At 66.5% G+C, this 12,701-nt stretch carries 15 protein-coding genes and 1 tRNA gene; 4 read left to right on the top strand and 12 right to left on the bottom strand.

Annotated elements, in window-relative coordinates:
- Positions 1-75: 75 nt before the first annotated feature.
- The 4 genes from LQF09_RS17160 (at position 76) to LQF09_RS17145 (ending at position 3,480) form a co-directional block, all read left to right on the top strand.
- On the top strand, positions 76-1,530 hold the full coding sequence (locus tag LQF09_RS17160; RefSeq protein WP_270068543.1) for an alanine/glycine:cation symporter family protein: 1,455 nt from the start codon (positions 76-78) through the stop codon (positions 1,528-1,530).
- Between the two features lie 72 nt (positions 1,531-1,602).
- Positions 1,603-2,547, top strand: a complete 945-nt coding sequence (gene rapZ / locus LQF09_RS17155) for an RNase adapter RapZ (RefSeq protein ID WP_002925656.1) — start codon at positions 1,603-1,605, stop codon at positions 2,545-2,547.
- Positions 2,544-2,933 carry a NusG domain II-containing protein gene (locus LQF09_RS17150; protein ID WP_270068542.1) on the top strand — a complete coding sequence of 130 codons (390 nt, stop codon included), beginning with the start codon at positions 2,544-2,546 and terminating at the stop codon, positions 2,931-2,933. The genes rapZ and LQF09_RS17150 overlap by 4 nt, the downstream gene beginning before the upstream one ends.
- Positions 2,914-3,480, top strand: coding sequence for a Gx transporter family protein (locus tag LQF09_RS17145; protein ID WP_270068541.1), 567 nt, complete (start codon positions 2,914-2,916; stop codon positions 3,478-3,480). The genes LQF09_RS17150 and LQF09_RS17145 overlap by 20 nt, the downstream gene beginning before the upstream one ends.
- 255 nt (positions 3,481-3,735) lie before the next feature.
- Here LQF09_RS17145 and LQF09_RS17140 read toward each other — a convergent pair whose 3' ends face one another.
- The 12 genes from LQF09_RS17140 to LQF09_RS17085 all read right to left on the bottom strand — a co-directional run bounded on the left by LQF09_RS17140 (position 3,736) and on the right by LQF09_RS17085 (position 12,695).
- Positions 3,736-4,626, bottom strand: coding sequence for a dienelactone hydrolase family protein (locus LQF09_RS17140; RefSeq protein ID WP_270068540.1), 891 nt, complete (start codon positions 4,624-4,626; stop codon positions 3,736-3,738).
- A gap of 196 nt (positions 4,627-4,822) precedes the next feature.
- Positions 4,823-5,089 carry a translation initiation factor IF-1 gene (gene infA, locus LQF09_RS17135; protein ID WP_002925671.1) on the bottom strand — a complete coding sequence of 89 codons (267 nt, stop codon included), beginning with the start codon at positions 5,087-5,089 and terminating at the stop codon, positions 4,823-4,825.
- Positions 5,090-5,486: 397 nt separating this feature from the next.
- Positions 5,487-5,933 (bottom strand): YaiI/YqxD family protein, encoded by a 447-nt coding sequence (locus tag LQF09_RS17130; RefSeq protein ID WP_002925673.1) that lies wholly within the window; start codon positions 5,931-5,933, stop codon positions 5,487-5,489.
- A gap of 62 nt (positions 5,934-5,995) precedes the next feature.
- Positions 5,996-6,071, bottom strand: a tRNA-Lys gene (locus LQF09_RS17125).
- 88 nt (positions 6,072-6,159) lie between these two features.
- Positions 6,160-7,269: a YeeE/YedE family protein gene (locus tag LQF09_RS17120; RefSeq protein ID WP_002925675.1), complete on the bottom strand. Its 1,110-nt coding sequence runs from the start codon at positions 7,267-7,269 to the stop codon at positions 6,160-6,162.
- Between the two features lie 79 nt (positions 7,270-7,348).
- Entirely contained in the window at positions 7,349-8,041 is a 693-nt protein-coding gene (queC, locus tag LQF09_RS17115; protein WP_002925677.1) for a 7-cyano-7-deazaguanine synthase QueC, read from the bottom strand.
- 44 nt (positions 8,042-8,085) lie between these two features.
- A complete protein-coding gene (gene queE, locus LQF09_RS17110) occupies positions 8,086-8,757 on the bottom strand; it encodes a 7-carboxy-7-deazaguanine synthase QueE (protein ID WP_270068539.1) in 672 nt (223 codons plus the stop codon).
- A 5-nt stretch (positions 8,758-8,762) separates the two neighbouring features.
- Positions 8,763-9,482: a tol-pal system protein YbgF gene (ybgF, locus tag LQF09_RS17105; RefSeq protein WP_002925682.1), complete on the bottom strand. Its 720-nt coding sequence runs from the start codon at positions 9,480-9,482 to the stop codon at positions 8,763-8,765.
- 12 nt (positions 9,483-9,494) lie between these two features.
- A complete protein-coding gene (gene pal, locus LQF09_RS17100; protein WP_002925683.1) occupies positions 9,495-10,007 on the bottom strand; it encodes a peptidoglycan-associated lipoprotein Pal in 513 nt (170 codons plus the stop codon).
- Between the two features lie 66 nt (positions 10,008-10,073).
- Positions 10,074-11,351 (bottom strand): Tol-Pal system beta propeller repeat protein TolB, encoded by a 1,278-nt coding sequence (gene tolB, locus LQF09_RS17095; RefSeq protein WP_002925684.1) that lies wholly within the window; start codon positions 11,349-11,351, stop codon positions 10,074-10,076.
- 40 nt (positions 11,352-11,391) lie between these two features.
- Positions 11,392-12,285 (bottom strand): energy transducer TonB, encoded by an 894-nt coding sequence (locus tag LQF09_RS17090; protein ID WP_270068538.1) that lies wholly within the window; start codon positions 12,283-12,285, stop codon positions 11,392-11,394.
- Positions 12,282-12,695 carry an ExbD/TolR family protein gene (locus LQF09_RS17085; RefSeq protein ID WP_002940407.1) on the bottom strand — a complete coding sequence of 138 codons (414 nt, stop codon included), beginning with the start codon at positions 12,693-12,695 and terminating at the stop codon, positions 12,282-12,284. Before LQF09_RS17085 ends, LQF09_RS17090 begins: the two co-directional genes overlap by 4 nt.
- Between the last annotated feature and the right edge of the window lie 6 nt (positions 12,696-12,701).

Genomic DNA, 12,701 nt, shown 5'->3' with positions numbered 1-12,701 from the left:
CGTCGATAAGAAGCCTTTTCATTGACCTGCAACAAGCGGATACAATCGAGCCTTCAATTTTTGGCAAGCGTGGTCATGCAAGAAACCGTCGATTGGATCAATGGCTGGGTGTGGAGCCCGGCCCTGGTGTATCTGTGCCTTCTGGTCGGGCTTTACTTCTCGATCCGCACGCGCTTCATGCAGGTTCGCCATATCGGTGAGATGGTGCAGGCGATGTTCCGCGGCAAGAGCTCTGCAGCCGGGGTGTCGTCGTTCCAGGCCTTGACGATCGCGCTGTCGGGCCGTGTTGGCACCGGTAACATCGCCGGCGTGGCGACGGCGATCGGTTTTGGCGGTCCGGGAGCGATCTTCTGGATGTGGATGGTCGCCTTCCTGGGCGCGGCGACGGCCTATATCGAGTCTGCGCTCGGCCAGATCTACAAGACCGAGCAGCATGGGCTCTACCGCGGCGGACCGGCCTACTACATCGAGAAGGGGCTGGGCTGGCGGGTGTATGCGATCGTGTTTGCCGTCGCCACGCTCTTTGCCTGCGGCGTCCTGCTTCCTGGGGTGCAGACCAACAGCATCGCTGCGGGCATGCAGAACGCCTTCGGCGTTGCGCCTGCAGTGACCGGCACCATCATCGTCATTCTGCTCGGCCTGATCATCTTCGGTGGCGTGCGTCGTATCGCGCAAGTGACCCAGGTGGTGGTGCCCTTCATGGCGCTGGGCTACATCCTCGCTGCAGCAGTGGTGGTCGCACTCAATGTCGAGAAGGTGCCCGAGGTCGTGCGCCTGATCGTGTCCTCGGCCTTCGGCCTGGAGGCTGGGTTCGGCGCCATGATCGGCCTGGCGATCCAGTGGGGCGTCAAGCGCGGCGTGTATTCGAACGAGGCCGGCCAGGGCTCCGGCCCGCACGCCGCCGCCGCGGCCGAGGTGCCCCACCCGGCGGCGCAAGGCCTGGTGCAGGCCTTCTCGGTCTATGTGGATACCTTGTTCGTATGCTCGGCAACCGCCTTCATGATCCTCGTGACTGGCACCTACAACGTGATGGGCGCGGACGGCCAACCGGTGTTCACCGGGCTTGCCAACATCGCCGCCGGTACCGGCTACACCCAGGCCGCGATGGAGGCCGTACTGCCCGGCTTTGGCGCGGTGTTCGTCGCCGTGGCGCTGTTCTTCTTCGCCTTCACGACGGTGCTTGCCTACTACTACATTGCCGAGACCAATCTCGCCTACCTCACCCGCAACCTGCGCTCGGATGCACTGATCTTCGTGCTCAGGGTCGCGCTCATCGGCTCCGCCCTGTACGGCTGCGTGCGCACCAGCGACCTGGCCTGGGGGCTTGGCGACATCGGCGTGGGCATCATGGCCTGGCTCAACATCGTTGCGATCCTGGTGCTGCAGAAGCCGGCCCTGCTTGCGCTCAAGGACTATGAGTCGCAGCAGGCCAAGGGCCGGCTCGTGCCCGAATTCGATCCGCGCCCGCTCGGTATCGAGAATGCCGATTTCTGGGTGCGGCGTGCGGAGCGGCGCAAGCACGAGGGCTGACACCCAGCCTCAGGTTCAGGCCCGCCCTCACTGCGCTATAGTGTCGGCGGGCCTTTTCACATGTGCAGGACCATGCAGATCGTACTCATCAGCGGCTTGTCCGGCTCGGGCAAGAGCATCGCGCTCAACGTACTCGAGGATGCGGGCTATTACGTCGTCGACAACCTGCCCGCAGCATTGCTGCCGCAGTTGGTGGCACACCTGCGCGGTGCAGGGTGGCGGCGGGTGGCGGTCGCGGTGGACATGCGCTCCGGCGCCAGCATCGCGGCGCTGCCGCAGCAGGTGGAGGCACTGCGCGCCACGGTGCGCGACCTGCGGGTGATCTTCCTGGAGGCACGTGACGATGCCTTGATCGCGCGCTTTTCCGAAACGCGGCGCAGACACCCGCTGGCAATCGACGACGTCAGTCTCGAGGAGGCCATCCAGCGCGAGCGCGATGCCCTGGAGCCCATCGCCGCGCTTGGTCACCGTATCGATACCAGCGAGCTGCATCCCAATACCCTGCGTGCCTGGGTGAAGGATTTCATCCAGATGTCGGCGGGCGAGGGCATGACGCTGATGTTCGAGTCCTTCGGCTTCAAGTACGGCATTCCGCTCGATGCCGACCTGGTGTTCGACGTGCGCTGCCTGCCCAATCCCTACTACGATCCCAGGCTGCGCCCACTCACCGGGCGTGACCAGCCGGTGGTGGATTTCCTCGAGAAGCTGCCCGAGGTCGAGCGCATGGCGGGTGATATCCGTCGGTTCATCGCCGACTGGTTGCCGGCATACATGCGTGACAACCGCAGTTATCTCACAGTGGCGATCGGCTGTACCGGCGGCCAGCACCGCTCGGTGTATCTTGCCGAGTGGCTGGCCGTACAGTTTCGTGACCAGGTGGATGTGCTCGTGCGCCATCGTTCGGCGGCGCGCCGCGCTGCGGATCGCGCGGCGGGCAGTGTCCATGACGCGGCGTCTGGCGCAGGCGATGCCCGGGGAGGCGGGGCGGCCGGGACCGTACGCGGCGCCAGCGTGTGAAGCGCAAGCTTGGCGACTGGTGGGCGCTGCTGCGTCCGGGCGATGTGCTGGTCGTGCTTGCCGGCCTGGCGGTGTGCGGGCTCGCAGTGCGCAGCCTGTGGCAGGGCGGTGCGCCGGATGGCGCCGTGGTACGCGCCGGTGGAAGGGTCGTGGCCGAGGTCGACCTCGGGCGCGAGCGCTTGATTGAAGTGCCCGGCCCGCTCGGAGTGACGGTGATCGAGATCCAGCCCGGGCGTGCCCGCGTGGCTTCCGACCCGGGGCCGCGTCAGTACTGCGTGCGTCAGGGCTGGCTGACCCAGGCCGGCGCTGTTGCGATCTGTGCGCCCAACGAGGTCAGCCTGAGCCTTACGGGGCGCTCGGCAAACTATGACTCCCTCAACTATTGAACTGACGCCGACGCCGGAAGATCGACGGATCGCGCGCCATGCTGCTGCCGCGATCGTGCTCACCGTGGCCGAGGCCGCCATTCCGCTGCCCCTGCCGGGTGTGAAGCCAGGGCTGGCCAATATCGTCACCCTGGTGGTGCTGGCACGCTGGGGTTGGCGCGAGGCGGTGTGGGTGTCCTTGCTGCGCGTGCTCGCCGGTAGCCTGCTGCTCGGGCAGTTCCTTGCGCCCGGCTTTTTCCTCAGCCTGTCGGGTGCAGTCGCCAGCCTGCTGGTGTTGGGCATTGCAGTGCGCTTGCCCAAACGGTGGTTCGGGCCGGTGAGCCAGAGCATCCTGGCCGCTTTCGCCCATATTGGCGCCCAGCTCGTCGTGGCCCGTCTGTGGCTTGTGCCCCATGATGGTGTGTTCTATCTGTTGCCCGTCTTTGCGCTCGCAGCGGTCGTGTTCGGGTTGGTCAATGGCCTGATTGCAGCTCGATTGCTCAGGGAACTGGGGGCGCGCTCGAGCAAGGGTGGGGCCAGCGCGACGGGCGAGGGCGTGGAGAAATAGCCGGAACGCTGCCGCCGAGTTTGCGTCCAACATCGCGTCTGAGCCCCTTGCGGGCGAGAACCATGGGCGCGGAGGAGAGATGCGGGGAAGCTGGTGGCGATGGCTGAGTGCGCTGCTTGCGACGCTATGCGGGCTTGCCTTCGGCTGGGTTGCCGGCATGGGGCTGGTGAATGCCGCCGCGCACGCCGATCACCCGTCCGGGACCGTAATCGGCGATGTGATGGGGCGGCCGCTGCCGCCCGTGGGGTGTGATGCTCAGCCGAGGTGGGAGGATAGCCACTCGAGCAGCCGTTTCCAGCCGTCCTCCGCCTCTTCCTGGCGATAGCTCGGCCGGTAGTCGGCATGGAAGGCGTGGGGTGCGTCCGGGTAGATGTGGATCGTACTCGGGCTACCGGCCTTGCGCAGCGCTTCCTGCATCATCTGCACGCCCTCGAGGGGAATGCCCTGGTCCTGTCCGCCGTAGAGGCCCAGTACCGGTGCGTTCAACCTGTCGGCGACGTCGATCGGTTGCAGGGGAGTATTTGACGACGGGGTGCCGACCAGGCGGCCGTACCAGGCAATGCCCGCGCGAACGCGGGCGGTATGCGCCGCGTATAGCCAGGTGATGCGGCCGCCCCAGCAGAAGCCGGTGATCGCGATCTTTTCAGGGTCTCCGCCCTGAGCTGCAACAGCCCAGTCAGCGCAAGCGTCGAGGTCGGCCATGACCTGGGCGTCAGGGACCTTTGCGACGATCTCCTGGAGAATCTCGGCCACGCTCTCGAGCTTGCTCGGATCGCCCTGGCGGAAGAAGAGTTCGGGAGCGATGGCGAGGTAGCCCTGATGTGCAAGCCGGCGGCAGACGTCGCGGATGTGTTCGTGGACGCCGAAGATCTCCTGCACCACGAGCACGATCGGGAGCCTGCCTGTGGCCTCCGCCGGGCGGGCGAAGTAGATTGGAAGGCGGTCACCGTTGACGTCGATGGTTTGGTCGCCGGTCGTGAGCTTGCTGTCATCGGTGGTGATCAGCGTGCTTGCGTGCACTGGCTGTACCGCGAGCGCAAAGCCTGCCGCGGCAAGTGTGGTGACGAAGCCGCGGCGGTCGAGGCGGGCGGCTGGAAGCAGGCTGTCGAACTGCGGGTTGTCGTGTCGGGTGTCGGGCGTCGTCATGCTCTCGTCTCCTGAGTCCGGGGGGCGCTGTCAGGTGGGCGGCGGGGCAGGAGGCTCCGCGCTACGCAGCCTGGTGAAAGCAGACAACGCATCGGGCTGGCATGTTCCGCACGGTGGAGGGCATCTGCAGATGCAACAACGCCCGCTGCGGCCTTAAGGCGCGGAGCGGGCGTGTCGTGCGATGCGCTGTCGCGCTTCAGCGGCGACGGGGAGGCGGCGCAGCCGCTGCGCCGGCCGGCCGGCCGGGCAGGTGGCGGAAGGTGATGCGGCCCTTGGACAGGTCGTAGGGCGACATCTCGAGCGAGACGTTGTCGCCGGCGATGATGCGGATGTGGTGCTTGCGCATCTTGCCGCCGGAGTAGGCAATGAGGTTGTGGCCGTTGTCGAGGGTTACGCGGTAGCGGCCGTCGGGCAGCACCTCGGTAACGGATCCGTGCATTTCGATGAGTTCTTCTTTGGCCATGTTCGGGCTCCTTGTCGTTGTTCCGGCGCTGCACGGTGAGCAGGGTCGGGCTGTTTCGCCTCCGCCGGGAGCGAATCGGGGACCAGGGCGTAGCGCGCAGCGTGCGCAAGGGCCTGGAGAAATCGGCGCGATGTTCGGCGGACCGGTGGGTGGAACTCGCAGTGACGATCCTGCGCGCAGGGCGAAGTGATCTGGGCGAGTACGTGGCGTGGGGGCGGAGGCGTGTCGGCGGTGACGGGGGAAAGCCCCTGTCCGGACGCAAGCGTGCTGCTCCTGACCCATGAGTGCCGAATCAGGACCGCGAACTAAAGGACCGTGAGCGCAAATTCGGCGAAACGTCAATCGGAGACTATACGCGATTCGATGGGGGGCGTCCATCGTTCAGACGTCTGCTCCGTCAACGCCGTACTTGCAGCAGGCGATCGAGGCGGTTTGCGAATGCTTTGCTGTCGGCGCTGCTGAATGCTGCAGGCCCGCCGGTGTCGATGCCTGTGCTGCGCAGCGTATCCATGAAATTGCGCAGGTCCAGCAGCTCGCGGATGTTCTCGCGGCTGTAGCGCTCGCCGCGTGGCGAGAGCGCCTCGGCGTTTCGTTCCACCACGGCAGCGGCAAGTGGAATGTCGGCCGTGATCACGAGGTCGCCGGGTTCGACGTGCGCAGCGATGTACTTGTCCGCCTCGTCGAAGCCGCCCGGCACCTGCACCATGCGGATCAGCGGCGATGGGGGCGTGCGCAGGAACTGGTTGGCCACCAGGATCAGCGGTAGCCGGGTGCGTTCGGCGGCACGGAACAGGATGTCCTTGATGACGACAGGACAGGCGTCGGCATCGACCCAGATCTGCATGGAAACGCATCCTGTAGAAAAGGAAATGCCCCAGCCGTGGCTGAGGCATTTCCCCGTTTTCTTGGTAGGCCGTGCTGGATTCGAACCAGCGACCAACGGATTAAAAGTCCGCTGCTCTACCAGCTGAGCTAACGACCCGAAAAGCGAGGCGAAATTTTAGTTCGGCTGGCCTGTCGCGTCAATAGGGGCTCGCAGTTGTGGCGTTTGTCCCGGGGCGGCATGTGACTCAGGCTTCGCGCATCAGCAGCCAGTACTGGATCTTCAATGTGACGGCCGAGCCGGCGATGATGGCGATTGTGGTGAGCACCGAGCCCAGGGCGAGGGTGGACAGCCCGGTGATGCCCTGGCCGATCGTGCAGCCCATGGCCGTGACCCCTCCGAAACCCATGAGCAAGCCACCAGTCATGTGACGTACCAGGTCGCCGCTGTCGCGGAAGCTCTCGATGCGAAAGTCGCGACTCGCCAGTGCGTGGGCCGCCGAGCCGACGATTACGCCGAGTGCGCTGGCGATGCCGAAAGTCACCACGCGGCTGGTGTCGCTCCACAGCATCAGGAGCTCGAGCGTGTAAGCGAGGGGGGCTACGAAGGTCAACGATTCGGCACGCCCGCTGTTGGTGGCTATGAAGGCCTCCTCCAGCGTCTCCGGGTGTTCGGCGACATAGCCGAGATGGGCGGAGACATACCAGCCGGCCACCACCGTTGCGCCGACGACCACGCCGCCGACCAGGACGTCGCTGCGCCAGGCCTCCCGGTCGGCCAGCGCCCAAAGCAGCAGGCCGCCGCCTACCACCAGCGCGCCCACGAGCAAGGCTGAAGCGGGCGCCATGCCGGAAGCCGCGCTCAGGAATGCGGGGATATCCTGAGTGTGGGGCAGTACGGTGGACACGGTGTCGATGTGGCGTACCCGCCAGACGCCGAACAGGCCCCGCATTGTCATGTAGGCCCCGATGGCGAGGAATACGAAGACCACGATCGATTTGAGGTTGCCGCCACCGATGCGGATCAGCGTCTTGCTGCCGCAGCCCGACGCGAGGGTCATGCCGATGCCGAAAGCCAGGCCACCGACCAGATTCGACAGCCAGATCAGGCGATTGCCGGTGTAGAAGGACTTGCTGGCATCGAACAGGCCAAGGGCCTGCAGGGCCGTCGTGCCGAGGATGGCGATGGCGATGGCAAGTGCCCACATCCGCATTCGGCCCCAATCGCCCATATTGACGACATCCGATACCGCGCCCATGGTGCAGAAGTTCGTGCGGTTGGCGACGAAGCCGAACACCGCGCCGATGGCGAAGGCGAGCCAGACGATGGTCGAGGCGGAGACCAGGGGTTCTTCCATGATTTTGGCCAGGGGGCGAGGGGGAGGCCGAATTCTAACTGCAAAGCGCGATGTGGCCGGGTTGTCGCTGCGGGAGGCGTCAGTGCGCGTGTGCCTGATAGGGCGTGGGATCGGGTACGCCTGCAGCCTCGAAGCCTGCGGCACGCAGGCGGCAGGCTTCGCAGCGGCCGCAGGCCCGGCCACCGTCGTCGGCCTGATAGCAGGTTACGGTAAGGCCGTAATCAACCCCCAGTGCGATGCCGCGGCGGATGATGTCGGCCTTGGTGAGTTCGATCAGCGGGGCGTGGATGCGCAGTCGTGCGCCTTCGACGCCGACCTTGGTCGCCAGGTTGGCCATCGTCTCGAAGGCCTGGATGAATTCGGGGCGGCAATCGGGGTAGCCCGAGTAGTCCACTGCGTTGACGCCGACGAAGATGTCATTGGCGCCGAGTACCTCCGCCCAGGCGAGTGCGATGGACAGCATCACCGTGTTGCGGGCGGGGACATAGGTGACCGGGATGCCTGTGTTCTCCTCATCGACCGGCACGGCAATGCCCGGGTCGGTGAGCGCCGAGCCCCCGAACTGGCCCAGGTTGACCCGTGCCAGGCGGTGCTCGCGTGCGCCAAGCGCTTCGGCGACCCGTTTCGATGCGGTCAGCTCGGCCGCGTGGCGCTGGCCGTAGGCGACCGAGAGTGCGTAAGTCTCGAAGCCCATGTCACGGGCGATGGCAAGGCAGGTGGCCGAGTCGAGGCCACCTGAAAGCAGTACGACGGCGCGGGCGGTGGAGGTCATGGGCAATCCGGTTCGAGACGGGGTGGTCTGCGGGCGAGCAGTGCTCAGCGCCCGCGGGCGTCGTTCCACAGCACCTTATGGAGCTGGAGTTGGAAGCGCACGGGCAGGCGGTCGCGGACGATCCATTCGGCGAGCTCGGCCGGGTCGAGCTCACCCGCCACCGGGGACAGCAGCACGTTGCAGCGTTGGTCGAGTCGATGGCGTGCGATCTGCTCGCGCGCCCAGTCGTAGTCGCCTGTGTTGGCGAGCACGATCTTGAGCTCATCGTGTGCGGTGAGCTCGGCGAGGTTCTCGTAGCGGTTCTTGTCGACCTCGCCGGATCCGGGCGCCTTGAGATCCATGATGCGCGACACGCGCCGATCTACGCCGGCAATGTCGAGCGCGCCACTGGTCTCGAGCGAGACCTCGTGGCCGGCGTCACACAACGCTTCCAGCAGTGCCAGACAGCCCTTCTGGACGAGCGGTTCGCCGCCGGTCACACAGACATGGCGCAGGCCATGGCTAGCCACCTCGGCGAGGATGTCATCGAGCGCACGCGTGTGGCCACCGGTGAAGGCATAGGCGGTGTCGCACCAGGTGCAGCGCAGCGGACAGCCGGTGAGGCGGACGAACACGGTGGGCAGGCCCACTCGGCTCGATTCGCCTTGAACGGAGGCAAAGATTTCGGTGATGCGAAGGCGGACGGTCGCGGCCGTCCGCGTGGCTTGCTGCGACATTGCGCTCAGCGCGCGTTCAGGCGCTGGCGTGCGACCTGTGCGGCGTTGCTTTGCGGGTACCGTTCGACGAGCCCCTGCAGGGTGCGGCGGGTGGCGGCTGCATCGCCCAGTGCCTGTTGGCTATTGGCCAGGCCGAGCATGGCGTCGGGGGCGACGTCGTCGTTGGGCCACTTCTGCAGCACGGCATTGAAGTGCTTGGTCGCGGCGGCGACATCGCGCGCCTGGAGCGCAGCGTTGCCGGCCCAGAAATGGGCGCCTGCAGTGAAGCCGCCCGCGGGGTAGCGGGTCACGAAGGTTTCGAAGGCGGCGAGGGCGTCCTTCTGCTTGCCGTCCTTGAGCAGGCCGAGTGCGGCCTGGTAGTCGGCCGACTCTGCGGCAGGATCGCCGGAGGCGGCCACCCCGGGGGCGCCGCCGCCAGTCTCGATCTGGCGCAGACGTGCGTCCAGGTCGACGTAGAAATCCCTCTGCCGCTGCTTGAGCGTCTCGACCTCGTTCATCAGCAGTTCGATCTGGCCACGCAGGCGCGCCACTTCGGCGCGCAGTTGCTCGTTCTGCATGGCCAGTTCGAGCTGGCCGCGACCGGCGGTCTCGAGCTGGCCCTGAACATCCTGCCTGAGCTGGATGATCTGGTTGCGTGCCTCGGTGTCACCCCCGAAGAGTTGGGCGTGCGCCGGTGCTGCGGCGACGAGGGCAAGCGATGCTGCGAGCGGCAGAAGGCGTTTCATGACGTCTCTCTCTTAGAACTCGCCCGAGTAGAGCATGTCGCCGCGACGGTTCTCGGCGTAGCAGGTCTCGGTGCGGTCGTCGCAGCGCGGCTTCTCTTCACCCAGGCTGACCGATTCGATCTGCGCTTCGCGCGCGCCCAGCAGCATCAGCGCCTGCTTGACGACGTCGGCACGCTTCTGGCCCAGGGCGAGGTTGTACTCGCGGCTGCCGCGCTCGTCGGTGTTGCCCTGGACGAGCATGCGCATCTCGGGGTTCTGCACCAGGAAACGGGCGTGGGCTTCGATCAGCGGGCGACCTTCGGGCTTGATCACGTAGCTGTCGAAGTCGAAGAACACGCTGCGCTTGGACAGGATGTTGTTCGGATCGGTCAGCGCGGCGATGCCGCTGCCGCTCATGCCGGGGGCAGTGACGGTGGCCACGCCGGCGCCACGATCTTCAACCGATGCGCCGGCGGTGTCGGTGCCGGTGCTTGAGCACGCGGCAAGCGTCAGGGCGATGAGGGCGGGGAGGACGAGTTTCTTCATGGGTATAGCTCCAGTACTTGTGTTGAAGACAGCAGAGAGGATTGCGGCGTTTGCGCCGCGTTGTGTTTACCGGATCTGCGGGCCCCAGGCGGGCTCGCGGACATCCGCAGCCTGCACCGTCAGCCGCTGTCGGATGCGCCCGTCCGTCGACACCGCGGACAGCACGCCCCTGCCGCCGCTGTCGGTGGCGTAGAGGATCATGCGGCCGCTGGGTGCGAAGCTGGGCGATTCGTCGCGTGCCGAATCGGTGAGGATCGTGGTCTGCCGCGTGGCGAGGTCCTGCACGGCGACCTGGAAACGGCCGGCATTGCGGGTGATGAACGCGAGCAGCTTGCCGTCGAACGAGAGTCGCGGCGAGACGTTGTAGTTGCCGTCGAACGTGACGCGCTGTGCGCTGCCTCCGGCGGCCGGAATACGGTAGATCTGCGGGCTGCCGCCACGGTCGGACGTGAAGTAGATATGGCCGTCGCTGCCCCAGAAGGGCTCGGTGTCGATGCCCGAGGATTGCGCCAGGCGGCGTACGCCGGAGCCATCCGCATTGATCACATAGAGCTGGGACTGGCCATCCTTGGTCAGTACCACGGCAAGCTGGTTACCGTCGGGAGACCATGTCGGCGCCGAGTTCGAGCCCTTGAAGTTGGCGATGACCCGACGCTGGCCGGTGGCCAGCGTGTGCACATAGACGATCGGCTTCTTCTGCTCGAACGACACGTAGGCCAGGCTCTGGCCGTCGGGTGACCATGCCGGCGAGATGATCGGCTCGCGCGAGCGCAGCGCGGTTGCGGCGTTCATGCCGTCGGCGTCGGCGACCTGGAGTTCGAAGTTGGGGCCGGACTTGATGACGTAGGCCACGCGGGTGGCGAAATAGCCCGGCAGGCCGGTGAGTTTCTCGAACACGAAGTCGGCGATGCGATGGCCGACAATGCGGTTCTGGGCCGGGCTCATCGGTAGCGCCATGGCCCCCAGTTCGAGCTGCTTCTGGGCGTCGAAGAGGCGGAAGCGTACCTCGTAGCGGCCATCGGCCATCGGGATCAGGCTCCCGGTGAGGACGGCATCGGCGCCGCGCGCGCGCACTGCGGCGAGATCCGGCATCACCGACTCGGGCATCGGCAGCGGCCCCATGTCCACCAGGTTGAACAGGCCGCTGCGTTCGAGGTTGGCGCGCACGACGTCTGTGACGCTCTGCGGCAGCCGGCCTTCGTTCTCGAAGATCGGGATGATCACCGGAAAGCGCGTGGCGCCGGCTCCGGTGATCTCGATCGAGAGCTGGGCGTGCGCGCCCAGCGCGAGGCTGGACAGCGCGGCGGCGAGGAAGAGGCGGAAGGCGGTAAGCAGTTTCGTCATGGCGGGCGGACTCCAGCCGCGGATTATAGACAAGGCGGGCTCAATCGTCGGCCAGCGGGCGGAATTTCAGTTCGAGCGAGCGTTGGAACAGACTGCGGTTGTCGGGCAGAGGCAAGGGGCTCGAGCGCCGGATTGCGCGCTCGATGGCGTCGTCGAGCGCGGGTACGCCGGACGAGCGCTTCAGGCGCACGTTCAGCACCTCGCCGCTGGGCAGTTGGTCGACCTCGAATACCGCCTCGGGGTTTCCGATCAGGCCGGGCGGACGCAGGAGGTTGCCGCGCACCTTGGCCGCGATGGCTGCGCGGTAGCGATCCACATCGCCTGCTGCCGCCGCGCGTGCGCCTTCCTGGCGCAACAGGTTGTCCAGCTGCGCCTGCTCTGCACGCCGGGTTTCTTGCGCCAGGCGCTGGGCCATGTAGTCATCCTGCACCGGCTTGGGCTCCGGCTTGGGTTCCGGTTTTGGCTGAGGCTTCGGCTCGGGCTTGGGGGCGGGTTTCGGGGGCTCGGGCTTCGGTTGCGGCTTTGGCGGTTCAGGTTTGGGTTCCGGTTTTGGCTCGGGCTTCGGCGCGGGCTTGGGTTCCGGCTTGGGGGGCTCGGGCTTCTTCTCCGGCGCCTTGGTGGTGATCTCCGGCTTGGGGGCCGGTTGCGGCTTGGGCGGCTCAGGAGCCGGCTGAGGTTTGGGCGGCTCGGGAGCCGGCTGAGGCTTGGGAGGCTCAGGCTTCGGCGGCGCAGGCCGGGGCTGGGGAGCCGGCTGGGGCTTGGGCGCCGGCGCAGGAGCAGCGGCGAGTTGTACTTCAAGCGCGGCCGGCGGGCTGCTTTGCCAGCGCACGCCGAAGAACAGGAACAGCGCCAACCCGAGGTGGACGGCCACCGTCAGGGCCAGCGATGCCCACTTGCCCGGGAGCTCGCGAGTGCGGACGACGCGTTCGTTCATCGGCCGCTGGTGCCCGACTGGGTCTGCAGGCTGATCTTCTGCACGCCGGCGATGCGTGCGGTCTCGAGCACGTCGATCACCTGTTGGTAGTTCAGGCTGCGGTGAGCGGCAACGAGGAAGGTCTGCTCCGGGTTCTGGGCAAGCAGGTCGGCCAGTGTCGTTTGCAGACGTACTGCGGGTACGTCCTCAGGCTTGGCGCCGGCGGTGCGGATGATCGAGTAGGCGCCCTTGTCGTCCACCTGGATCACCACGGCCTCGCTCAGCGGTGCAGCCACCGGGGCTGCCGAGGGTACGTTGATGTTTCCGGTCTGGACCATGGGGGCGGTGACCATGAAGATCACCAGAAGGACCAGCATCACGTCGATGTAGGGCACGACGTTGATCTGGTTCATCAGGCGGCGTTGGCGCATGGCAGG

Origin of the sequence: Thauera sp. WB-2, from assembly GCF_027594845.1 — a bacterium.
GTDB lineage: Bacteria > Pseudomonadota > Gammaproteobacteria > Burkholderiales > Rhodocyclaceae > Thauera > Thauera mechernichensis.
Note: the sequence above shows the minus strand (reverse complement) of the source record. Positions and strands in the feature narration are given on the sequence as shown.

Excerpts from the sequence above, each read along its gene's own strand:
- LQF09_RS17160 (WP_270068543.1), top strand. The coding sequence starts at position 76 with ATGCAAGAAACCGTCGATTGGATCAATGGCTGGGTGTGGAGCCCGGCC.
- rapZ (WP_002925656.1), top strand. The coding sequence starts at position 1,603 with ATGCAGATCGTACTCATCAGCGGCTTGTCCGGCTCGGGCAAGAGCATC.
- LQF09_RS17145 (WP_270068541.1), top strand. The coding sequence starts at position 2,914 with ATGACTCCCTCAACTATTGAACTGACGCCGACGCCGGAAGATCGACGG.
- LQF09_RS17140 (WP_270068540.1), bottom strand. The coding sequence starts at position 4,626 with ATGACGACGCCCGACACCCGACACGACAACCCGCAGTTCGACAGCCTG.
- infA (WP_002925671.1), bottom strand. The coding sequence starts at position 5,089 with ATGGCCAAAGAAGAACTCATCGAAATGCACGGATCCGTTACCGAGGTG.
- LQF09_RS17130 (WP_002925673.1), bottom strand. The coding sequence starts at position 5,933 with ATGCAGATCTGGGTCGATGCCGACGCCTGTCCTGTCGTCATCAAGGAC.
- LQF09_RS17120 (WP_002925675.1), bottom strand. The coding sequence starts at position 7,269 with ATGGAAGAACCCCTGGTCTCCGCCTCGACCATCGTCTGGCTCGCCTTC.
- queC (WP_002925677.1), bottom strand. The coding sequence starts at position 8,041 with ATGACCTCCACCGCCCGCGCCGTCGTACTGCTTTCAGGTGGCCTCGAC.
- queE (WP_270068539.1), bottom strand. The coding sequence starts at position 8,757 with ATGTCGCAGCAAGCCACGCGGACGGCCGCGACCGTCCGCCTTCGCATC.
- ybgF (WP_002925682.1), bottom strand. The coding sequence starts at position 9,482 with ATGAAACGCCTTCTGCCGCTCGCAGCATCGCTTGCCCTCGTCGCCGCA.
- pal (WP_002925683.1), bottom strand. The coding sequence starts at position 10,007 with ATGAAGAAACTCGTCCTCCCCGCCCTCATCGCCCTGACGCTTGCCGCG.
- tolB (WP_002925684.1), bottom strand. The coding sequence starts at position 11,351 with ATGACGAAACTGCTTACCGCCTTCCGCCTCTTCCTCGCCGCCGCGCTG.
- LQF09_RS17090 (WP_270068538.1), bottom strand. The coding sequence starts at position 12,285 with ATGAACGAACGCGTCGTCCGCACTCGCGAGCTCCCGGGCAAGTGGGCA.
- LQF09_RS17085 (WP_002940407.1), bottom strand. The coding sequence starts at position 12,695 with ATGCGCCAACGCCGCCTGATGAACCAGATCAACGTCGTGCCCTACATC.